Source organism: Enterococcus sp. C63, assembly GCF_040887215.1.
In the GTDB taxonomy this organism is placed as follows: Bacteria; Bacillota; Bacilli; order Lactobacillales; family Enterococcaceae; genus Enterococcus_B; species Enterococcus_B hirae.
Map to the genome: position 1 here is coordinate 217,186 of NZ_JBFOFI010000003.1, position 22,676 is coordinate 239,861.

At 37.9% G+C, this 22,676-nt stretch carries 25 protein-coding genes and 2 tRNA genes; 1 reads left to right on the forward strand and 26 read right to left on the reverse strand.

Translation table 11 applies throughout. The features are described 5' to 3' along the window. Positions 1-12: 12 nt before the first annotated feature. The 15 genes from pstB (AB3H90_RS06360) to AB3H90_RS06430 all read right to left on the reverse strand — a co-directional run bounded on the left by pstB (AB3H90_RS06360) (position 13) and on the right by AB3H90_RS06430 (position 15,825). Positions 13-771: a phosphate ABC transporter ATP-binding protein PstB gene (gene pstB / locus AB3H90_RS06360; RefSeq protein ID WP_010718562.1), complete on the reverse strand. Its 759-nt coding sequence runs from the start codon at positions 769-771 to the stop codon at positions 13-15. Between the two features lie 15 nt (positions 772-786). Then, positions 787-1,593, reverse strand: coding sequence for a phosphate ABC transporter ATP-binding protein PstB (gene pstB, locus AB3H90_RS06365; protein WP_010718563.1), 807 nt, complete (start codon positions 1,591-1,593; stop codon positions 787-789). Positions 1,594-1,607: 14 nt separating this feature from the next. Then, on the reverse strand, positions 1,608-2,492 hold the full coding sequence (pstA, locus tag AB3H90_RS06370) for a phosphate ABC transporter permease PstA (protein WP_010718564.1): 885 nt from the start codon (positions 2,490-2,492) through the stop codon (positions 1,608-1,610). After that, positions 2,492-3,412: a phosphate ABC transporter permease subunit PstC gene (gene pstC / locus AB3H90_RS06375; protein ID WP_010718565.1), complete on the reverse strand. Its 921-nt coding sequence runs from the start codon at positions 3,410-3,412 to the stop codon at positions 2,492-2,494. The genes pstA and pstC overlap by 1 nt, the downstream gene beginning before the upstream one ends. Before the next feature lie 117 nt (positions 3,413-3,529). Beyond that, on the reverse strand, positions 3,530-4,384 hold the full coding sequence (locus AB3H90_RS06380) for a phosphate ABC transporter substrate-binding protein PstS (RefSeq protein ID WP_063627395.1): 855 nt from the start codon (positions 4,382-4,384) through the stop codon (positions 3,530-3,532). A gap of 349 nt (positions 4,385-4,733) precedes the next feature. Beyond that, positions 4,734-6,182, reverse strand: a complete 1,449-nt coding sequence (gene cls / locus AB3H90_RS06385; RefSeq protein ID WP_368016410.1) for a cardiolipin synthase — start codon at positions 6,180-6,182, stop codon at positions 4,734-4,736. A 348-nt stretch (positions 6,183-6,530) separates the two neighbouring features. After that, positions 6,531-7,415, reverse strand: a complete 885-nt coding sequence (ftsX, locus tag AB3H90_RS06390; protein WP_278250225.1) for a permease-like cell division protein FtsX — start codon at positions 7,413-7,415, stop codon at positions 6,531-6,533. Then, a complete protein-coding gene (gene ftsE, locus AB3H90_RS06395) occupies positions 7,408-8,094 on the reverse strand; it encodes a cell division ATP-binding protein FtsE (protein WP_010718569.1) in 687 nt (228 codons plus the stop codon). Before ftsE ends, ftsX begins: the two co-directional genes overlap by 8 nt. A 104-nt stretch (positions 8,095-8,198) precedes the next feature. Next, positions 8,199-9,297 (reverse strand): peptide chain release factor 2 gene (gene prfB, locus AB3H90_RS06400; protein WP_178243920.1). Its coding sequence is split into 2 segments (ribosomal slippage): positions 8,199-9,224 and positions 9,226-9,297, totalling 1,098 coding nucleotides; the frame shifts between segments, so codons are not numbered across the junction. A 145-nt stretch (positions 9,298-9,442) separates the two neighbouring features. Beyond that, entirely contained in the window at positions 9,443-11,977 is a 2,535-nt protein-coding gene (gene secA / locus AB3H90_RS06405) for a preprotein translocase subunit SecA (protein ID WP_010718571.1), read from the reverse strand. Between the two features lie 215 nt (positions 11,978-12,192). Then, entirely contained in the window at positions 12,193-12,753 is a 561-nt protein-coding gene (gene raiA, locus AB3H90_RS06410; RefSeq protein ID WP_010718572.1) for a ribosome-associated translation inhibitor RaiA, read from the reverse strand. A 133-nt stretch (positions 12,754-12,886) separates the two neighbouring features. Further along, positions 12,887-13,576 carry a ComF family protein gene (locus AB3H90_RS06415; protein WP_368016411.1) on the reverse strand — a complete coding sequence of 230 codons (690 nt, stop codon included), beginning with the start codon at positions 13,574-13,576 and terminating at the stop codon, positions 12,887-12,889. Continuing rightward, positions 13,563-14,936 (reverse strand): DEAD/DEAH box helicase, encoded by a 1,374-nt coding sequence (locus AB3H90_RS06420; protein ID WP_368016412.1) that lies wholly within the window; start codon positions 14,934-14,936, stop codon positions 13,563-13,565. Before AB3H90_RS06420 ends, AB3H90_RS06415 begins: the two co-directional genes overlap by 14 nt. 181 nt (positions 14,937-15,117) lie before the next feature. Continuing rightward, positions 15,118-15,441, reverse strand: coding sequence for a PTS sugar transporter subunit IIB (locus tag AB3H90_RS06425; RefSeq protein ID WP_010718577.1), 324 nt, complete (start codon positions 15,439-15,441; stop codon positions 15,118-15,120). Between the two features lie 96 nt (positions 15,442-15,537). Then, entirely contained in the window at positions 15,538-15,825 is a 288-nt protein-coding gene (locus tag AB3H90_RS06430; protein WP_010718578.1) for a hypothetical protein, read from the reverse strand. Positions 15,826-15,959: 134 nt separating this feature from the next. On the opposite strand from AB3H90_RS06430, the gene AB3H90_RS06435 reads away from it, so the two are divergent. Then, positions 15,960-16,601 carry a YigZ family protein gene (locus tag AB3H90_RS06435; protein WP_115233174.1) on the forward strand — a complete coding sequence of 214 codons (642 nt, stop codon included), beginning with the start codon at positions 15,960-15,962 and terminating at the stop codon, positions 16,599-16,601. Positions 16,602-16,696: 95 nt separating this feature from the next. On the opposite strand, the gene AB3H90_RS06440 is transcribed toward AB3H90_RS06435, so the two are convergent. From AB3H90_RS06440 to AB3H90_RS06490, 11 genes are all read right to left on the reverse strand, one after another. Further along, the gene (locus tag AB3H90_RS06440) at positions 16,697-17,404 is read right to left on the reverse strand and encodes a GntR family transcriptional regulator (RefSeq protein WP_010718580.1); all 708 of its coding nucleotides are present in this window, start codon (positions 17,402-17,404) and stop codon (positions 16,697-16,699) included. Positions 17,405-17,660: 256 nt separating this feature from the next. Further along, the gene (locus tag AB3H90_RS06445; protein WP_010718581.1) at positions 17,661-17,831 is read right to left on the reverse strand and encodes a hypothetical protein; all 171 of its coding nucleotides are present in this window, start codon (positions 17,829-17,831) and stop codon (positions 17,661-17,663) included. A 120-nt stretch (positions 17,832-17,951) separates the two neighbouring features. Beyond that, a tRNA-Gln gene (locus AB3H90_RS06450) sits at positions 17,952-18,023 on the reverse strand. A 6-nt stretch (positions 18,024-18,029) separates the two neighbouring features. Continuing rightward, positions 18,030-18,110 (reverse strand) — tRNA-Tyr (locus AB3H90_RS06455). 87 nt (positions 18,111-18,197) lie between these two features. Then, positions 18,198-18,431, reverse strand: a complete 234-nt coding sequence (locus AB3H90_RS06460) for a DUF2969 domain-containing protein (protein ID WP_010718582.1) — start codon at positions 18,429-18,431, stop codon at positions 18,198-18,200. A gap of 83 nt (positions 18,432-18,514) precedes the next feature. Then, positions 18,515-19,402, reverse strand: a complete 888-nt coding sequence (locus AB3H90_RS06465; protein WP_034699200.1) for an ROK family protein — start codon at positions 19,400-19,402, stop codon at positions 18,515-18,517. An 80-nt stretch (positions 19,403-19,482) separates the two neighbouring features. Further along, a complete protein-coding gene (locus tag AB3H90_RS06470) occupies positions 19,483-19,980 on the reverse strand; it encodes a GNAT family N-acetyltransferase (RefSeq protein WP_240274209.1) in 498 nt (165 codons plus the stop codon). Continuing rightward, entirely contained in the window at positions 19,967-20,236 is a 270-nt protein-coding gene (yidD, locus tag AB3H90_RS06475) for a membrane protein insertion efficiency factor YidD (RefSeq protein WP_010718585.1), read from the reverse strand. The genes AB3H90_RS06470 and yidD overlap by 14 nt, the downstream gene beginning before the upstream one ends. Positions 20,237-20,416: 180 nt before the next feature. Beyond that, entirely contained in the window at positions 20,417-20,593 is a 177-nt protein-coding gene (locus AB3H90_RS06480; RefSeq protein WP_010718586.1) for a DNA-directed RNA polymerase subunit beta, read from the reverse strand. 12 nt (positions 20,594-20,605) lie between these two features. Continuing rightward, entirely contained in the window at positions 20,606-21,907 is a 1,302-nt protein-coding gene (gene murA, locus AB3H90_RS06485) for a UDP-N-acetylglucosamine 1-carboxyvinyltransferase (protein WP_010718587.1), read from the reverse strand. Between the two features lie 104 nt (positions 21,908-22,011). Continuing rightward, positions 22,012-22,245, reverse strand: a complete 234-nt coding sequence (locus tag AB3H90_RS06490) for a DUF1146 family protein (RefSeq protein ID WP_010718588.1) — start codon at positions 22,243-22,245, stop codon at positions 22,012-22,014. Positions 22,246-22,676: the final 431 nt, after the last annotated feature.

The window sequence follows — 22,676 nt, forward strand, 5'->3', positions numbered from 1 at the left end:
TTCGTTTCCTCCTTATCCAAATCGCCCTGAGATATAGTCTTCCGTTTCTTGTTTTTCTGGAGTCATAAAGATTTTTTTCGTATCATTGAACTCAATTAAATTCCCATCTAAGAAAAAGGCTGTTTTATCAGAAATCCGTGAAGCTTGTGACATATTATGCGTAACTATAATCATAGTATATCTTTCCTTTAATTCCAAGAGCATGCTTTCAATTTTCCCAGTAGAAACAGGATCAAGCGCACTAGTTGGCTCATCTAACAAAATAATTTCTGGATTGACGGCTAACACTCTTGCAATGCATACCCGTTGTTGTTGACCACCTGATAAGGATAAGGCACTTTTATGCAGTTTGTCTTTGACATCATCCCACACAGATGCAGCCTTTAAACTTTCTTCGACTACTTGATCAAGGACTTTTTTATCTTTTTCGCCTTTTAGTTTTAACCCATAGATCACATTTTCGTAAATCGAAAAGGGAAAAGGATTTGGTTGTTGGAAGACCATTCCAATTTCTTTACGCAATTCAACAATGTCCGTTTTAGGGCCATAGATATCTTTTCCTTTATACAGGACACTTCCAGTGATCGTCACACTCGGTATCAAATCATTCATTCGATTCAATGAGCGTAGATAAGTTGATTTACCACAGCCAGAAGGACCAATCATCGCTGTGATTTCGCCTTGATTGAAGCTTAGATCGATTCCTTTTAACGCTTCTTTTTTTCCATAATATAAGTGAAGATCTTTTGATGAGATAATTTCTTTTGTCATAACGAATCCTCCGTCTTACCCAAAATGACCCGATACATAATCTTCGGTCGCTTTAATTTTTGGTCTAGTAAATATCTTATTCGTTTTATCGTATTCGATCGCTTTTCCTAAGTAGAAAAAGGCAGTATAGTCACTGATACGAGCTGCTTGTTGCATGTTATGGGTCACAATGATGATCGTGTAATCATCTTTTAGATTCACTAATGTTTCTTCCACTGTCCCAGTAGAAATCGGATCAAGTGCGCTGGCTGGTTCATCTAATAACAAGATATCCGGTTTCATCGCAATCGCACGTGCAATACATAAACGTTGTTGTTGACCACCTGACAAGGCTAAAGCACTTTTATCCAGGCTATCTTTTACTTGATCCCATAATGCGGCTTGTTTCAAGCTGGTCTCAACGATCTCATCTAATTTCTTCTTGTTCTTTTCGCCATGTTGCTTCAATGCAAACGTGATATTTTCATAGATTGATTTACTAAATGGATTTGGTCGTTGGAAAACCATTCCGATTCGCTTACGCATCTCATAGACATCAATTTGTGGTGCATTGATATCGACATCTTTGTACATGATTTTACCAGTCACCTTAGTATTTGCGATCCCATCATTCATCCGATTCAACGAACGTAAATAAGTTGACTTCCCACAGCCAGAAGGACCGATTAAAGCTGTGATCTTATTCTTTTCAAATTCCAGATCAACACCTTTGATCGCTTCGTTGTCACCGTACCAAACATGAAGATCATCTGTATAAAGGGCAATTTCTTTTTCTTGACCCATTGTGATGATATTTCTTTCATTCCAATTATATTCTTTCATCTTACTTCTTCTCCTTAAGCTGAAGTCATTTTCCGGTATAAACGTTTACCAATCGCACGAGCACCAAAATTGAATAGTAATACTGCGATAATTAAGACCGCAGATGCTCCAGCAGATACTGATACGCCATCTGGCATCGTTCCTTCCGTATTGATTTTCCAAATATGAACAGCTAGTGTTTCAGCTTGACGGAAAATACTGATTGGACTAGAGACACTCAATGGATTCCAGTTTGAGAAATCAAGTGCAGGCGCGCTTTGCCCAGCTGTATAGATCAAAGCTGCTGCTTCCCCAAAAATTCTCCCTGAGCTTAAAATGACTCCTGTTAAAATCCCTGGAGTTGCCTCAGGTACAACTACACGAATCACTGTTTCCCAACGTGACAAACCTAATGCAAGCCCTGCCTCACGCTGTGTGTAATGCACCGCTTGTAAAGATTCTTCTACCGTTCTCGTCAATAGAGGTAAGTTAAAAACTGTTAAAGCTAGTGCCCCAGAGATAATGGAGAAGCCATACTGGAATTGGATAACAAAAACTAAAAAGCCAAACAAACCAACGACTACAGATGGTAATGAGCTTAATATTTCAATTGAAGTACGGATAACATCAGTCAACCAGTTTTTACCAGCATATTCAGAAAGGTAAATACCGGCTCCTAAAGAAAGCGGAAAACTGATGATCATCGTGATCAATAATAAATAAATCGAGTTAAATAATTGGATACCGATTCCGCCGCCTACTTGATAGGCTTTTGATGGTTCAGTTAAAAATGACCAAGAGATATGAGGAATTCCTCGAACTAAAATATATAAAAGTAACGCAGCTAAGATCAATACAATAATTCCCGATATTGCATAAAGGACTCCTGTTGCGATTTTATCAGAGCGTTTTGCGTTCATTATTTCAATGCCCCTTTCTTACCAATCATTCGGATCACGATATTAAAGATTAATGACATCAATAGCAAGATCAAAGCTAATGACCATAACACGTTGTTTTCAATTGTTCCCATGATCGTATTTCCGATCCCCATTGTTAAAATCGATGTCAATGTTGAAGCAGGAGTTGTTAATCCTGTTGGCATCAAGGCAGCATTCCCGATGACCATTTGGATCGCTAATGCTTCACCAAATGCACGTGCCATACCAAATACAACGGCTGTCAAGATTCCCGGTACAGCAGCTCGTAAAACGACTTTATAGATCGTTTGCCAACGTGTAGCTCCTAAAGCTAATGACGCTTCACGATAATGACGCGGCACGGCTTTTAAGGCATCGACTGTCATAGTCGTCACAGTTGGTAAGATCATGACAAACAAAACAAATGTCCCAGCTAAAATACCAAAACCAGTTCCGCCAAAAATGTTTCGGATAAATGGTACGATGACTGATAATCCAATAAAACCATAAACAACAGATGGAATACCAACTAATAGTTCAATGACTGGTTGCAAGATTTTTGTGCCATTTTTTGGAGATATCTCTGTCATGAAGACCGCTGCACCGATGGCAAAAGGTGTCGCGATGATCGCAGATAAAAAAGTAACGATAAACGAACCAGCGATCATTGGTAATGCCCCGACCATCGGTTTACCATCTGCACCAATTTGTCCAGGATTCCAATTCGTTCCAAACAAGAAATCAAATACGTTGATCTTATCAACGAAAAAGGTCGCTAATCCTTTACTTGCAACAAAATAAAAAATGGCTACTACTACTAGAACGATCAAGGCGATACATAAGAAGCTGATGAATTTACCACGCTGCTCCATTTTTGAACGTTTTGATTTTGTTAATAATACTTTTTTCACATCTTCCACAGATGATTCCCCCCCAGTAAGGTTTAACATACTTATACAGTGTACAAAGCGAACATCAATTTGAGTTTAATAACATGTAAAATTTATGCGAAGTTTGTAAAGATTGTGTAAAGATGATTATTTTACAATATTTCCTTCCCAATCACGTTCAACTTGCATACGTGAAACCGGAATATAACCTAATTCACCTACGATATTATTTTGAACTTCTTCTGATAGCATGTAGTTTAAAAACTCTTTCGTTAACTGTTTTGGTTGATTTTTTGTATACATATGTTCATAAGCCCAAATGATCCATTTATTGGTCGTAACGTTGTCATCGGTTGGCTCTACACCATCAATACTCAAAGTAGCCACATCGTTGGTTACATATGAGAAAGCGACATAACTAATTGCTCCTGGAGTATCTGCAACGATTTGTCGCACCATTCCGCTTGAATCTTGTTCTTGCGCACGAATCGCCGTTTCTCCATCAAGGACCCATTTTTCAAAAGTACTACGTGTCCCACTTCCTGATGCACGATTTAAAATAACCACTGGTTGGTCTTTCCCGCCAAGTTCTTTCCAGTTGGTGATTTCACCCGTAAATAACTTCCGTAAGTTTTCCATTGAGATGTCTTTAACGCCCACTTCCTTGTTAACGATCGGTGTGATCCCAACTACAGCCACCCGATGATCAACTAAAGCAGCTGCATCGATTCCAGATTTTTCCTCCGCAAATAAATCAGAATTCCCGATATCTACTGCTCCAGATTGGACTTGAGATAATCCAGTTCCACTTCCTCCTCCTTGGACATTGATGAATTTCCCAGGGTTTGCAGCCTGAAAAGATTCAGCGACTGTTTCAACTAATGGTTGCAATGCGGAAGACCCGACAGCTGTAATGGATTCTCCTCGATCGATCCATTTTGAACAACCTGATAAAAGAATAGTTAATCCTATTATTGGTAAAAGTAATTTTAATTTTTTCATTTAGAAATCTCCTTCAGTCCTAAAGTAAGTTCATTTTAACATTTAACAAAATACTTGAAAACGAATTAAAATTATAAAATAACAAAAATAATGATTATTAATAAAAAAACACTATCTCATTAGGTTATTCTATGCTATACTGGCTTTGAAATGTGTCTCTTTATCAAACATTATCTAACTTATTTCTTGCTTTCCCCAAAAACAAGAAGTACCCCAAAGTTAGTTTTGTTCCTGTGAGACGCTTTCTCCATTTCTGACAGTTTACAGAAATGGCTCCGACAGAAAAAGGACATGAGCTGACGTCTTAGACGCCTCCCTCATGTCCTTTTTGATTAGCTGGAAGTAGCAATTATAATAATGGCGAGATCAATCGTGCCAAACCTTCTTTTAATTTGATGATAAATCCTCGATTTTCATAGCGTTCTTTGGTTAACAGTTGTGACTTTCTTGAATCAGCAAAGAAAGCTTTTCTTACGTGAGTCGCCATTCCTTCATCATAGATCAACGCATTCACTTCAAAATCTAATTTGAATGAACGGACATCAATATTTGCTGAACCAATTGAAACTATTCCACTGTCAATGATCATGGTCTTAGCATGGATAAACCCATTTTCATAGGTTTCGATCACTGCACCATATTCGATTAGTTCTGCTGCAAAAGAATAAGTTGCCCAATAGACTAACGGATGATCAGGTTTATTGGGAATCTGAATCTGAACTTTGACACCAGAAAGCAAGGCTAATTTCAATGCTTCATGAATGGATTCATCTGGGATATAGTAAGGCGTTTGAATCAATATTTCTTTTTTTGCTAATGAAATCATTTTTAAATAAGTCAATTTGATTTGTTCATGCTCAGAATCTGGGCCACTTGTGACGATTTGAAGTGCTAAAGTGCCTACAGAATCAATTTTTGGGAAAAATTTTGGTGCATAGCTGACTTCTTTCACGTGCTGCGAGTTCCAATCCATCAAGAAATGATTTTGTAGCGTATAAACTGCTTCCCCATAGATTCGCAAATGATTGTCTCGCCAATAACCAAACTTTGAAACTTCTCCTAAATATTCGTTTCCTACATTAAATCCACCAGTATAACCAATTTTCCCATCAATGACAACGATTTTCCGATGGTTTCGATAATTGATTCGTGGATTGATATAAGGGACAAATAGTGGAAAGAAAAAAGCGACTTCACCACCAGCTACCTGTAATTCGTGGAAAAATTTTGCATTTACTTGGGTAGACCCCCAAGCATCTAATAATACACGGACTTTGACCCCTCTTTGAGCTGCTTCAGTCAGCGCGTCACGCACTTCCTTACCCAGAGCATCGCCCCGATAAATATAATATTGTAGATGGATATGATCTTTTGCCTGCTTGATGTCTTCAATCAATGCATCAAATTTTTCTCGTCCATCCGTAAACAAAGTCACTTCATTTCCAGTTGTGTACAATGTACTTTCAAACACTGTCAGCATATAGATTAGTTGCTTGACATCAACTTGTCCTGTTGGTGGATGCGGATAAAGTCCTCGCATCAAGGCTTGTTTGTCTTCTTCAATTTCCAAGTTCTTCCCGATTTTCCCTTGGATCTTCAAATCAAAGATCTTGTCTTGTGAAATACCTCTGCCAAAAAAGATATATAAAAGAAAACCGACAATCGGAATAAACATTAATACTAACAACCATGCCCATGTCTGAGCGGTTTCTTTTCGTTCACGAAAAACAATGACAATTGATAATAAGATATTCGCAATTAAGATGATCGTAAAAAAATTATCAACAACTACTCTCATGGCTCACCTCTTCACTTTTACACCTACTTAAGAATAGCCGAGATGTTTTTTAAAGTAAAGTGAAAGTATCAGACAGATAATGATCTCAATGAATTAAAATACCTACTGCTGAACCGATATGACCTCCTATTGATCATTACTTGATATTATTTTTTTATTTTATATTATGAGGTAAAAAAAATCATAGCGTTTTACAAAATGGTCACTCTTATCATAACTAAAAAAGCAGACAGAAAAATGAATTTCTGTCTGCTGATTCATTGAATCATCCATTTAAACTTTAAAGTTGTTGGATCTTCTTGAAACAACTCGTTCCATCCTTTCATATGGTGAAACGATGGAAATGAATTAAAACTTCAAGAATCTTCTCATCGAAATAATTGATCCTAATGAACCGATAATGATTCCGATCCCAGCCATCAAAGCGTTGATTTTCCACACGATATCCTGTGGTTGGATCAAGGAATAGTGGGAGCGCAATAATGAAGGGTTAAGCATTCGGAATACTTCTTGGTACCCAAATGTAATCAGCAATACCGGAATAATTGCACCGATCAAACCAATCCAGCCACCTTCTAAAAAGAATGGCCAACGAATGTAGCCGTTTTTGGCACCAACTAATCGCATGATTTGAATTTCTTTTTGGCGAGATAAGATCGTGATTCTGATTGTATTTGAAATCAAAAACATTGCAATAAACAATAATAATGCTGCTGCAGCTAAGCCCCATGTTCGAACGGTTCCTGCAAGCTTAAGAATTTTATCTGAAGACGTTCCACCGTAATCCGCGCGAGAAACATTCGCTAATTTTCCGGCTTCTTGAGATACTTGTTTCGTATAAGAAGGTTCTGACGTTTGAACGACATAAACATCATATAACGGGTTGTTATCTCCTTCAAATAAACTCCATGAATTCCCCATAGCATCCTGGATCTTTTTCAACTCTTGGTCTTTACTTGAGAATTTGACACTTTTGACGTGATCAATCTCTTTTAATTGTTTTTCAAGAGTCTTCATATCTTTTTCATTCGTGCCAATATCAACGAAAACAGAAACATCTACGTTACCTTCGATATCTTCGGCTAGTTTCGTTGCATTCATGATCACAGCCATGAACACCCCAACTAATGTTAAGGTGATCGTCACGGCACTCACTGAAGCGACAGTCATCCAGCCGTTACGCTTTAAACTCTTGATACTCTCTAATAAATGTCGGAAAAAGGTTCTAATCATCGTATCCATATTCCCCTTCCGCTTGGTCACGTATGATTCGTCCATTTTCGATGGCGATCACTCGATGACGAATTGTATTCACGATCGTACTGTTATGGGTTGCCATAACGACCGTTGTCCCTTGAGCATTGATTCGGTCCAATAACTTCATGATCTCCCAAGAATTCTCCGGATCTAGATTTCCTGTAGGTTCGTCAGCAATCAATACTTTCGGCGTATTTACGATTGCACGGGCAATCGATACCCGTTGCTGTTCCCCACCAGATAGCTCACTTGGAAAAACACGCACTTTATGTTTCAATCCAACAAGATCTAACACTTCCATCACACGTTTTTTGATATCTCGTGGTTTTCTACCGATTACTTGCATCGCATAAGCGACATTTTCGTAAACTGTTTTTCTCGGCAACAGTTTGTAGTCTTGGAAAACTACCCCGATTTCTCTGCGTAAGTAAGGAACATCTTTGTTTTTGATTGCCATTAAATCATGACCAGCAACATTTAAGGTTCCTTTTGACGCTTTTTCTTCTCGATACATCAATTTGATGAATGTAGATTTCCCAGCCCCTGATGGACCAACTACATAAACGAACTCTCCTTGATCGATAACAACCGATAAATTTCGGATTGCAGTCGTACCATTTGAGTACTTTTTCATGACATCCTTCATTTCAATCATGGCGTTCTCTCCATATCTTTTCTCAGTCTCTCACCATTATAGCATGGTAATGTTTCATCTTGCTTTCAAAATCTTACAATTTTATTTCAATTAAAGTCAACTATTTAGAGGTGCATTTTTAAATATCCGTCAATAAATAAGTCTAAATCGCCATCCATTACAGCTTGAACATTACCAGTTTCTACGTTTGTCCGGTGATCTTTTACCATTGAATATGGATGGAAGACATAGGAACGAATTTGTGAACCCCAACCAATTTCTTTTTGCTCCCCACGCAATGCTGCAGCTTCTTGTTCTTTCTTTTCAACCTCAAGTTGATACAACTTCGCTTTCAACATGCTCATTGCTTGTTCTCGGTTCTTTAATTGTGAACGCTGCGCTTGACTAGCTACGACCGTTCCTGTTGGAAGATGAGTGATCCGAACGGCAGACTCTGTTTTATTGATATGTTGTCCTCCAGCACCGCTTGCTCGGTACGTATCGATCTTCAAGTCATCTGGGTTGATGGCAACATCAATCGTTTCATCTAGTTCTGGCATCACATCGACCGAACAAAACGAAGTGTGGCGCCGTTTGGCTGAATCAAATGGGGAGATCCGAACAAGACGGTGGACACCTTTTTCTGATTTTAAATAGCCATATGCATTATGCCCTTTGATCAGTAAAGTCACACTTTTTATTCCTGCTTCATCCCCTGCTTGGTAATCCAATGTTTCCACTTGGTAGCCATGTTGTTCTGCCCAACGTGTATACATGCGTAACAACATACTTCCCCAGTCTTGGGATTCTGTACCCCCTGCTCCAGGATGAAGTTCGACGATTGCATGGTTGCGATCATATGGACCATCTAAAAGCATGGCTAATTCATACGTCTTCATTTTTTCGTCTAATAGTTGGATTCTGTCTTCTGCTTCTTGTTGCATTTGTGCATCTGGTTCTTCTTGCAACATTTCTACCATTAGCGCTAATTCTTCTAATTCTTCAGCTAACGCATTGAATTGATCATACGTTTCTTTATTTGTGTTGTTTTCATTGATCACTTTTTGTGCTGCTTCGCTATCATCCCAAAAACCAGGCTCTGCCATTTTGGCTTCAGCTTCAGCGATGTCTTCTTCCAACCGATCTAAGTCAAAGAGACCTCCTGAAACTTGTGACCTTTTCTTCCATCTCAGCTAATAAGTTACGGATTTCTGAAATCTCCATAAACTTCCCTCTTTCTATCTACATTATTTTATGTTTTATTCAACCACTTTAGTTTAACAGAAACGCTTCATAACAGAAAGAAGGTGAGTCGATTCTTAATCAAAAAGAACCGATCTCACCAATCTTATCTGCTAGCTGTCAAAAATTAGTTCTCATCTTTTCCATGACAGTTTTTATATTTTTTCCCGCTACCACATGGACAAGGATCATTTCTGCCTACTTTGTTCACGTGAACCGGTTGTTTTTTGGCACTTGTGTTGCTATTTTCTTTTGCATCACCGGTAGTTGGTTGAACTGCTTCGCCGGTTGACACTTGCTCCCGTTGAACATTTTGACGAATCTCAGCTTTCATAAAGAGACGAGTCACTTCATATTCGATCGCTCCAACCATCTCTTCAAACATCTTGTATCCTTCTGTTTGATACTCAACCAATGGATTGTTTTGTCCATATGCTCTAAGACCGATTGATTGGCGTAATTGATCCATAGCATCGATATGATCGGTCCATTTCGAATCCACTACTCGTAGAATGACTACTTTTTCAAATTCTAGTAATTGTTCAGGTCCGTTGAGCTGGTTAGCTTTCGTATTAAATACTTCTTGTGCTAACTCATTTAAATATTCTTTGATCTGTTGCGGTTCTTTCCCTTTAAGATCATCGATCGAGATACTGTCTTCATGGACTAATGTACTACCCGCAAAATCAACGATTCCTTCAAGGTTCCAGTTGTCTTTTTCTAGTTGTGTGTGCGCATCTACTACCCGACTGATCGTACGTTTGATCATATTCATCATTGGTTTAGACAAACTTGTTTCTTCCATGATGACTTCTTGACGTTGTTTGTAGATAACTTCGCGTTGTTCTCGCATTACATCATCGTATTGTAAGACATTTTTACGAGTATCGTAGTTATTTCCTTCGACACGTTTTTGTGCTGATTCCACTTGTTTTGTCAGCATCTTACTTTGGATCACTGCATCCTCTTCACCGATTTTCATGCGATCTAAGAATGCTTTGATCCGTTCAGAACCAAATCGTTTCATCAGATCATCTTCCAATGAAAGATAGAATTGAGACATCCCTGGGTCTCCTTGACGTCCAGCCCTACCACGTAATTGGTTATCGATACGACGTGATTCATGACGTTCTGTCCCGATAACAGCTAGTCCGCCTAGTTCTCTGACACCAAGTCCCAACTTGATATCTGTACCACGTCCAGCCATATTCGTTGCAATCGTCACCGCACCTTTTTGACCAGCATTCATGATGATCTCCGCTTCTTTGAAGTGGTTTTTTGCATTCAATACTTCATGTGGGATACGTTCACGATTCAACATATCAGACAATAATTCTGAAGTTTCCACTGCTACCGTTCCGACAAGAACAGGTTGTCCTTTGCGGTAACGTTCTTTGATGTCTTGCACCACCGCTTGGAACTTGCTAGTCAATGTTGGATATAACAAATCAGGTCGGTCGTCACGAATGACTGGACGATTTGTTGGGATTTGACAAACTTGAATATTATAGATTTCCCGAAACTCTTCTTCTTCTGTTTTTGCTGTACCAGTCATACCTGACAATTTCTTATACATTCGGAAATAGTTCTGGAACGTGATTGTCGCCATCGTCTTCGTTTCGTCTTCGATCTCTACGCCTTCTTTTGCTTCAATCGCCTGATGTAATCCATCAGAGTAGCGGCGTCCATCCATGATACGACCAGTAAATTGGTCAACGATCAAGACTTTTCCATCTTGGACCACATAATCAATATCCAAGATCATGATATAGTTGGCACGCAATGCTTGATCCAGATGGTGGGTTAAGGCAGTATTTTCGATATCATATAGATTTTCTAAGCCAAATGTTTCTTCGGCTTTCTCGATCCCTGCTTCAGTCAAGCTGATTGTTTTCGATTGCACATCGATTTTATAATCTTCTTCTTCTTTCAAACGTTTCACAAAATTATCTGTTCTTGTATATAAAGCTGTTGATTTTTCAGCTTGACCTGAAATAATCAACGGTGTTCTTGCTTCATCGATCAAGATCGAATCGACTTCATCGACAATCGCATAATTCAATGGTCTTTGAACCATTTGATGACGATAAACGACCATGTTGTCTCTTAGATAGTCGAAACCTAATTCATTATTGGTACTATAGGTAATATCACAATTGTAAGCATCTCGTTTTTCGTCCGCTGATTTTGAATTGATATTCAAGCCAACTGTTAAACCTAAAAAGTTGTATAATTCGCCCATTTCAGAGGAGTCACGAGTAGCCAGGTATTCATTGACAGTAACGACGTGAACGCCTTCTCCCGTCAATGCATTCAAATAAACCGGCATTGTCGCTGTTAAAGTTTTCCCTTCACCAGTACGCATCTCTGGGATATTTCCATCGTGAAGAACGATCCCCCCCATCAATTGTACATGGTAAGGATAAAGTCCCAACACTCGTTTGGCAGCTTCACGAACTACCGCAAAGGCTTCCGGTAATAATTGATCTAAAGTTTCCCCTTTTTGATAGCGAGCTTTAAACTCAGCTGTTTTTGCTTGTAATTGTTCATCTGTTAATGCTGCCATTTCGTCAGCATGATCTTCTACTTTTTTAGCAATACGATCTAAACGTTTTAGTTCTTTTTTATCATTTTCGATAATCGAACGAATAAAATTGGCCATGCGTTGTATAATCTCCTTTTTACATATATTATCCAGATTATGTAGATTCTAGTTTCTATTTTATCATTAGTTCTAGATAATTGAAATATCTTAACACAATTAATGTAATATATTCACAATTAATTCACAATTTCTGACGTAGACAAAAAAGAAGCTGTGGCAAACCGTTAAGGGTTTGCCACAAGCTTTTTACTGCTTTTTCTAATTGTTATTTATCAGTCGGTTTCAATCAAACCGTATTTGCCATCTTTACGACGGTAAACGATACTTGTACCATTGGTTTCTGCATCTTCAAAAATAAAGAAATTATGACCAAGCATGTTCATTTGTAGAACAGCCTCTTCACTGTCCATTGGTTTCAGTGATAAACGTTTCGTACGGACAATGTCTAATTCAGAATCATTTTCATGATCGGCATCGTCAGCTTCGTTATTGAATAATACCGCTGCATCGGCTGTGTTCATACCGGTTTCGCGAGATTTACGGTTAATTTTTGTTTTGAATTTGCGGATTTGTCGTTCCAATTTGTCAACTACCAAATCAATACTTGCATAAAGATCGGGTGATGTTTCTTCGGCACGCAATACAAGATAAGGTAATGGAATAGTTACTTCCACTTTCGCTGTTTTTTCAGTATAAACTTTTAAATTTACATGTGCTGTAGCATCGGGTGCATCACTGAAATAGCGTTCAAGTTTTCCTACTTTTTTCTCAACGTAGTCACGAATCGCTTCAGTTACTTCGATATTTTCACCGCGTACATTGTATCTAAACATAAAAATTACCCCTTTCGTCTACCACAATCAAGAAGGAGAAGGACCACTCTTTCCCTCTTCTTACTACCATTATATCGAACTCTAATCCATTTGCAAACTAAATCGCTATCAAGGACATTCGTTTTTCATTTATTTATCGAGCTAGCGAAAAGGTGCGGATTTTTTCAGGAGCATGTGGCAATAAACAAGAAGCAGCATGGAAAAGGGTTTGCCCCGTCGTATAGACATCGTCTACCAACAATACTTTTTTCCCTTTGATGATCGTTGGAACAACAGCTAATTTGAAAGGTTGGGTAGTTTTTAAACGTTCCTGACGTGTTTTTTGGGATTGTGAAAGTGAATGATCAGAGCGAGTCAGCAGTTGACGATAAGGTATTTTAGCTACTCTCAACATTTCAATGACCTGATTAAACCCACGTTCTTTTAAACGAGCAGTTGCTAGTGGGATTGGACAGATTTGATAATCGCTAAATTCTTGTTGGATTATTTGCAACTGTTTAGCAAATGTACCTGCCAGTCGGACATCTCCCATAAATTTATAGCGCTTTAACCATTCTTTGAAGGCTGAATCATAGTAAAAACAAGCATGATGACTGAAATCATAATTGGGATAGGCGTTTTTCCAAGCAATACAATCTTCACAATACGTAATATCACCAGGCAGTTCTTTCTGGCAAGTTCGACAGCTTTGCTGTTTATTTATCGGACGAAACAAATTTGAACAGTCCTCACAAATTTGAGGAAGAATCTTTCCCAACCCAACAATCTCGCTGATTTTCAAATTTCGGATGACTTGTTTTTGACAATAACTACAACGATTCATGTGTTTTTTCTCCTCTAGGCTCACTATTTTTCATAGCAAGCTGCTTTTTTCCCTGACGATTCATTTCTTTGATCTCACGACAGGCTAATTTGATAGCTTTTGTCAGTTCTTCATAGAAAAAATAGACTTGGCTATTGGTAAAATCTCCCTTTCGATCGGCTCGACCAGCGATTTGTACAAGGGAAGATTTAGTAAAAACACGGTGATCAGCGCCTAAGACGATCACTGACACATTTGCAAATGTTACCCCACGTTCCAAAATCATTGTAGTAAGTAACACATCATATTGTTGCTTTCTCATTTGCTGAACTTTTTCTGAACGGTTTGGATCTTTTGCGGATGCATCGGTAATACGGTACATGGGTAAACAACGCTTTAACAGTGAGGCTAATCGATTCATCAAGGCAATCGACGGACAAAATAGTAAGACATGATTTTGTTGGAGCAGCATGTTTAGACACTTCAAAAGTGGTCGAAGTTTTTTTTCTTTCAAACATTTATTCGGCCAGTCATTCCAAAAAAACAAATGTGGTTCAGGCAATAACCGTTGATGAAAGCGAAGTGGCAATTGATGGATCAAAAAGGTTGAACGGATTTTTTTCAGTAGCTGCTCATTAGGTGTCGCACTTAAATAGATAAATGTTCCTTTTGGTTTAATTGCAGTTTCAACAGCATAAGCTAACCCAGGATCTCCTGCAAAAGGGAACGCATCCACCTCATCGACGACTAACAGATCAAACGCCTGATAAAAACGATACAGCTGATGCGTAGTCGCAATCACGAATGGACTAAAGCGATAGGCTTCTTTCTTTTTTCCATGAAGCAGGACAATGTCTTCTTCTGGAAAAATGCCACAAAAACGCAGGTAAAGTTCGTTACACACATCAACCCTAGGTGAAACTAATGCGACTCGTCCACCTTTTTCTAACGTTTTTATGACCTTTTCATAAAGCATCTCAGTCTTTCCCGCTCCTGTCACAGCCCAAATCATGTGCTGTTTTCCCGAGACATCAGTGACCAAGTTCGTAGAAATCGCTTGTTGAGTTGGCGTTAACTTTCCTGTCCAAGTAAAACAGACATTTCTTTTCGGCAACTCAGGTTGTTCAAATAAAAATAATTCTTGTGTGTTGTCACAACGACCTAAAAAAAGACAAACAGGACAAAAGAGGATTGGTTGCTTTTGCTCTGATTTACCTATTTTTGTTCGCATGCTGCATCGATTACATGTTAACCAATTTCCTTGTAGATGAATGGCAGCTAGTTTCTGATAGCGAATCTGTTCAAAACTCTCTGTCCATTCTCTCAAGTCTCTCGTAAGTAATCGTCTACCATATAAACTGCATAAACTACTTTTTTTCATCTAATCCCCTAAAAGAAGATACGCTACATCAGTCCATTCTTCAAAAAATTTGAGAATAAATGGTTATTTGAAACGGTTGGTATAAAAAATAAGCCAAAAAATCCTTGAATAGGCGCCCTATTCGCTGGATTTTTCGGCTTATTTTACGATTCGACCATCTTGGGATGCGTTTCGTGTGCTTTTACTTATTTTCAATTAAATGGATGGCTTGTTGTAATACTTTTTCGCCATTCATCAAACCATAATCTGCCATATTGATAATATCTAATGGGATTCCTTTTGGCTCTAGACGTTTTTCAAAATCAGCTTTCATGAAGCGGACTTGTGGTCCCAACAGCAAAACATCAACTTCTTTAGAAGCTAGCTGATTATCGGCATCAGAAGCTGATACGGCAAAAATATCCGTATCAATTCCTTGTTCTTCAGCAGCTTTTTGCATTTTTGTTACAAGTAAACTGGTACTCATCCCAGCAGAACATACGAGCATGATTGTTTTTTTAGTCATTTTACTCTCTCCATTCTTTTAACTTTTGCAAACGATTTCTTTTTTTGCTTGTGTGATTATTATACAAAAAAGCAAGATAATGTCAACGTTTTCTTATCAGTCGAATAGCCAACTCGATTTAACTAATTGATTGAACACAACATATTCTTTTTTTAAATTGATCACCACAACCTCGTAGCCAGCATTGATCCAGCCATATGCTCCTTTTTCTGGGTGCTTATAATCATTTGCCCACCAATCAGTGCTTTGTCTAGCTGATTTAGGGAGCCCATAACTTGGAAAAAGAAGTTCGTCGATCTGTGTAAATGTTAAAGTAACCTGTGATCCCCCGTTATTTTTTAAATATTGGGTGATGGCGTCATATTTTTTTATGCGTTCTTTCATCCCCATCTCACCTTTCTTTCTTCTATTATCCCATAGACTCTCTTCATTACTCAAGTATTATAAGTGTTGAAACTAAAGGAATAATTCATTATACTTTGACTATTATCAACTACTTGTAAGGAGGAAGCATCACGCTGAATAGTTATAGAACCATCCAAGCAGACGGTCAAGCAGAAATCGAAGTCAAAAAATCTCGTTTTATTTGCTCTATGAAACGAATTGAAACGGAAGCAGAAGCTAAAGCGTTTATTCAGGCAATGAAAAAAGAGCATTGGAAAGCAAACCATAACTGTAGTGCTTTCGTTCTCGGTGAAAAAAATGAAATTCAACGCAGTAGTGATGACGGTGAGCCTAGTGGTACGGCAGGTGTCCCAATGCTGGAAGTACTAAAAAAAAATGAATTGATCAATGTGGTCGCTGTCGTCACACGCTATTTTGGTGGGACAAAATTGGGTACCGGTGGTTTGATTCGTGCCTATACACAGGCTGTTTCTCACGCACTAATTGAAATCGGGATCGTTGAAGGAACACAACAGCAAGAAATAGCTGTCCATATCACCTACCCGCAATTAGGTAAATTAGAAAATATGCTTGAGTTGAAACATATTCCTATAAAAGAAACGATCTACACAGACAAAGTCACGGTTCACTGTTTGATTGTAGAAAAAGAAGTTACTGCATTTAAAACAGCAGTCGTTGAATTATTGAATGGACAAGTGGAATTTACAGATGGTCCAATTTCCTATCATGAACAACTGGTAGAAGCTGACCAGTGATTACTCTATCCGCTGATCTCGAAATCAAAAAAGAAGAGCCTAGGACAAAACTTGTCCCAGGCTCTTCTTTATTTGGACTGTTTCGTGTCCCTCTTTTATTTCTCTAAATAAAATTCAAAACGATTCCCTACATATTGCGTACGAACATATTCAAATGGGGTACCGTCATCAAAATAAGAAGTTTGGCGTAAACGTAACACAGCATCTCCTTTTTTTACTTCTAAATATTCTGCAATTTTTTCTGAAGCAAGAATGGCTGTGATTGTTTGATTAGCTGCCCCGATCTTATGCCCACTTTTCTCTTCGAGTACCCGATAAAGAGAATTGGTAATTTCAGATTTACTATAGTCTGCAATAATCTTTTGCGGGATACTGGCTACTTCAAAGCAGATTGGTATATCATCAGCATAACGAATTCGTTCCATACGAAGAATCGTTTCGTCTTTTTCCAGTTGCAGCTTCTCCATTTCACTAGAACTTGGGGAAGTTAAAAAATAAGAGATTGTCCGACTAGAGGGTACTCGATTCTGTGATTCCATAATTTCAGTAAAACTGGTCGCACCCGACATCTTTTCTTGGACTTTTTCTCTTGCTACATATGTACCTGAGCCAATTTTTCTTTCCAAAATCCCTTCATCAGCCAGGTTTTGAATGGCTTGACGTAAAGTCATTCGACTAACATTGAATTTCACTGCCAATTCTCTTTCAGAAGGAAGGCGATCACCGATTTTCCAAATACCTTGTTCGATTTCACTTTTGATCTGATCATGGATTTGTATATAGACTGGTAGTTGATTCGACATAACGTATATCCGCCCTTTCATTTCCTTTATTATAACTGGTATATACCTGGTTCACAACTGAAAAGGAAAAAGTTTCTTTTGCTCGACTAATTGTCGATCAATCATTTGCCAACCCGATTATTTTATCCAAAAGTTTATGTAAGTAAATGTGTGTCCTTCCTCTTTAATCCAAGTGGAAGGATTGAAAATCATTTTTTAAAATAACAAAATCTCCAAAAGACAGCAAAATCACTGTTTTTTAGAGATTGTGTTATTCTTAACGGTTTTTTGAAAGCCATTTTTTTGTGTGATTGGTTGGACGCTTTGATTTCACTTGTATCGCTTTTTCTGATTTTTTCGGTAACCGGACTTCTACCTGATACTTTTCCGACTTAATCAAATCATAGATTTTCTCTGCGGTCTCATCTACTTTTTCTTTCCACTTCATTTTACTGCCCCCTTTTTTTGATCTATCTACTATTCACTCTAGCCTATTTCATGATAATCTTCAAGAAACAAGCTGTTTTCACACAAAAAAAGAGTGATCTTAATAGATCACTCCGTACTACTGGGGTAGCTGGATTCGAACCAACGCATGAGGGAGTCAAAGTCCCTTGCCTTACCGCTTGGCTATACCCCAATGAAATGGAGGAGAGTGGATTCGAACCACTGAACCCTAAGGAACGGATTTACAGTCCGTCGCGTTTAGCCACTTCGCTACTCCTCCGAAAGGTTTGTATCAACCTGACTTAGTTATAATACCTAATTTTCCAGATTTTTGCAACCCCTTATTGAAAATTTTTTTGATATTTTTTTATTCGTGAAGATTCCAGTGACGAATAACTGTTTCTATCGCGTTTTCAAGACTCTTTTCTTTCCCAAAATCTTCTTCACCAAAAAAAATTTCAAATTCTTTTGGTCCATAAGCCAAAATTTCCCCAATCATTTTTTTACCAATAAATAACTGAGTCACATCATAAGTTGTTCCTTTGATTTGTTTTTTGACTTCTTCGATACGTACTTCAATATCTTTATTTTTTTTTGACATCTTTTTCCACCTCCATGATAGTTTATCATATTCATTCATGGAATGCCTACCATATGTCTAAAAGTTTTGTTCAACGCTATGCATCATTGAACTAAACCTTCACGTTGAGCGGTGAAATTGGCAGCTGCTCCAATCAAGTTTGCATCATTTCGATAATCACATAATAAAATTTTAGGATCAAAGTCATTTAGTTCTAAATCAGTAGTTAATTGTTTCATTCGTTGATTGATTTCTGTTAATAACCCTGCTTTTGCAGAGATCCCCCCACCAATCACGATGACTTCAGGATCAATCGAAAATTGGATACTAAACAAACCTTTTGTTAAATAATTATAAAAATTATCTACCTCTTCTTTTGCTAGTTCATCCCCTTGTTCTGCTCGTTCAAAGACTTCTTTTCCGCTATAAGTCGTACGTGAAACTCCCAAACGGTCACAGTAACGCCAAGCCATTTGAACTGCTGTACCAAGCTTACTAAATGTTTGATTGCCTTCTAAGAACATCAAGCCAAATTCTCCCCCGTACAAATGAGCGCCTTTATTTAGTTGTCCTTGGGTAAAGATTGCTCCACCTACTCCAGTCCCAAGTACAACAAATGCTACATGTTGATATTCTTTCGCTGCGCCTTCATAATACTCAGCCATTCCAGCACAATTAGCATCATTTTCGATCGTCACTGGTAAATGGAAGAGTTCCTCCAGTTCATGAAAAATATTGAATCCGTGGATATAAGGAATGGCACTAATCCCTTCAATCAGCTGTTTCTCCTGATTCACTACTCCAGGTGCGCTGATTGCTATGCCTTCAATCGCCTTCTGTTTTACAAACGTTTGGAATACCTGTTTTAAATGCGCTTTCATTTCTTCCCATGTCTTAGGAGTCGGAAATTGGCTGGTGTCTTCAAGCGCTTGTCCATTCCAATAGCCATATTTTACTGCGGAACCACCAAAATCAAAAACTAAAATACCCATCATTTATTTGTCTCCTTTTCTCATACTGTTTTTATTTTAAGTCAAGCCACAGTATTTTGAAAGCCTTTTTATGGATGAGTTCAAATTTTCTTTGCTAGAGTTACTTGATCTCGTAAACGTTGGCCATTTTCATAGATTGGCTGTTTATAATTTTTGACAAAATAATCTTTTTCTCTAGAAATTTCCAGGAAGCCGATTTTTTTATACAGTTGTAAAGCTGCTGATGACGTACTCCCCGTCCGAATAATGACTTGTTGTTGGGTGGTTTTTAACTTTTTCATTTCTTTTAGTGTATGGGTAAGCAACGCGTAGCCGATTCCTTGACCTTGAACTTTTGGAGCTACAGCTAAATTCATTATTTCAAACACTAATTTATTTGTGAGAAAAACGATCACTCCCTGAATGTCGTTTTCTGCTTTCCATATAAAACCAGACCCTTGATCAATGTATCGTTGGACGTTTTCCTCTTCAGGATCTGCATCCAACAATAATGACCAAGGTAAAGTTGATTGCTCTAGTTTGACAATTCTTTTTTCTTCAGAATGCTCGGTCTTACCTGACTGTTTATTTTTCATCATAATTAGGCATCTCTTTATCTTTCTTATTACGTGTCAATTGGCAATTTAAAGGCACGTAATCGATTCCGCCCTTTACGAATGGATGGCAACGCAAAATGCGTGCTGTCCCCATCAGCGTTCCTTTAAATGCACCGTGTACTTGAATCGCACGTATCATATAGTTTGAACAAGTAGGATAGTACCGACAGCTAGGTGGAAAAGCAGGAGAAATAAACCGTTGATAAAAACGGACAATAGCCACTAAGATTTTTTTCATCTCATCACCTCATTATTAAAGCTTTGCTCCTCATTCTCCTATTCATGACAAACGACTGTTCAAAGGAGCAATAATCTGCCAAACAGTGGAATGACTCACAATAAAAAAGGACTTCTCAAAAGCGAAAATTCGTTTTAAGAAATCCTTTGTTTGCTTACACTATCATTTTCACAAAACTCTTTATCTGAAAAAATCTTGGATGTGCAGCCACAAACTTGGTTGAAAAACCTTAAACGGATTTCCACCACCGATAACCCCGTATCCAATCATTGTTCCAGCTATAAATAAAAGAATCAGTAATAGTATGACAACTAAAATCTTCACCAATGTGATTAAAATATACCGTTGGCTACTCATTTTATCACGTCCTTAAACAGTGACTTGAGCTGTTTTATCAGCGGGCGTTTGATCGATTGCCACACGTTCCACATCTGCACCTAAGTTTTGCAATTTAATATGGAATTGATAATAACCACGATCTAAGTATTTAAGATTGCGAACGCGTGTTATGCCATTTGCTTTTAAACCAGCAAGTACTAATGCTGCAGCAGCTCGTAAATCTGTTGCATAAACTTCAGCACCTTGTAATTCATGATTCCCGTCCATAATCGCTACGTTTCCATCAATCTTCACATGGGCGTTCATACGGCGCATTTCTTCCAAATGTTGGAAGCGATTCTCAAAAACTGTTTCAGTCACCATGCTCGTTCCCTCAGCAACTAACTGAATAGCAGTCATTTGGGCTTGCATGTCTGTCGGAAAACCAGGATGAGGCATTGTTTTGACGTCAGTTGGTAAAATATGTTTTGGACCAACAACTCGAATGCCGCCTTCTTCTTCAGTGATCGTTGCACCCATTTCAATTAATTTAGAAATCAACGGACGATTATGTTCTGAGATTGCATCTGCGATCAAGACATTTCCTTCAGTCATCGCTGCTGCTACCATAAAAGTACCTGCTTCGATCCGGTCTTGAACAATTGCGTGTTTCACTGCATGCAGATGATCGACTCCTTCGATACGCATCGTTTCCGTACCAGCACCATAGATATTTGCGCCCATTTTATTTAAAATATTTGCAAGATCTACAATTTCAGGTTCTCGAGCGACGTTTTCGATGATCGTTGTTCCTTTAGCTTTTACTGCTGCCATCATGATATTTTGAGTGGCTCCAACACTTGGAAAATCTAAATAGATCGTGTTACCGATCAATTCATCCGCAATAGCTTCGATGTAGCCATTTTTTTGAATGATTTTCGCACCCAATGCTTGGAATCCTTTAAGATGTAAATCAATTGGACGTTTCCCAATCGCACATCCCCCTGGCATGGCAACTTTTGCATGACCATTTCTAGCAAGTAATGGTCCCATTACAACGATAGAAGCACGCATTTGACTCACATATTCATATGGCGCTTCGATTTCTAATTGTCTTGACGCATCAAGCGTTACTTGATTATTGTCTTCATCAAACACTACATCTACGTTTAAATGACGAATCACTTGATTCATAGTGAAGACGTCAGAAAGAATTGGAACGTTGTCTAAAACGGTTGTTCCTTCTTCAGCCAACAAACTAGCAGCTAAAATAGGTAGAACAGCATTTTTAGCTCCTTCGATTTTTACTGTTCCATTCAATTGTTTGCCACCTTTGACGATGATCTCTTCCATGTTGTTCCCCCCAAAAAATTCCAATGAGCTATAAAGACTCAAAATCTTTTCTATTATATCATTTCTTTTATTAAAATAGTACCTTTTTTTATAGTACCTTTTTTTTACTGCAGGCTAACGAAAAGATTTCGACACAATGCAATAATTTCTAAGAAGAAATTACTGGCAGTATATCCTAAAAAAATAGAGAAGAATACAATCGCCATTCGAATTTGCGTATCATGCATTTTTTTAAAAAACATCTCAATTCGCAGTGACCGCAACGACCAGAAAGCCAGATAAATAAAAGCTAAATGACTCACGATTCGAATAATTGCATCAATTCCGTATACTTGCATAGTGACGTCCCTTCAAAATTATACTTTTTTTAATAACTAACAAAATGATGATACCATAAATTGGAAAAATAGAGAAATTATTGGTTGTAAAAAGATGGAATTTGTTGGCTAAACGAGACAAGAATTTTCAAGAACTTTACATTCAAATGATGACTCTGTTTTAATACCTTATTTTTATAAACTATTTTAACTACTATTTCACATGCATCTTTGATGAAAGTTGTTCCTTTTTTGCTTATGTACTCATATCATTATGATAGTATTTACCATTGTTAATTAAACGATTATTTAATATAAATATATGCTCTCTTTTATAGTGTAAGAACAAAAAATCCTTTGTTTAATTTCTTGATGATCGTACAATCAAGTCTATTTCTTTTTTTTGCCATCTTCTTTGCTTGTACTTTAAGGTCAGCTAAGTCATTTGTTAT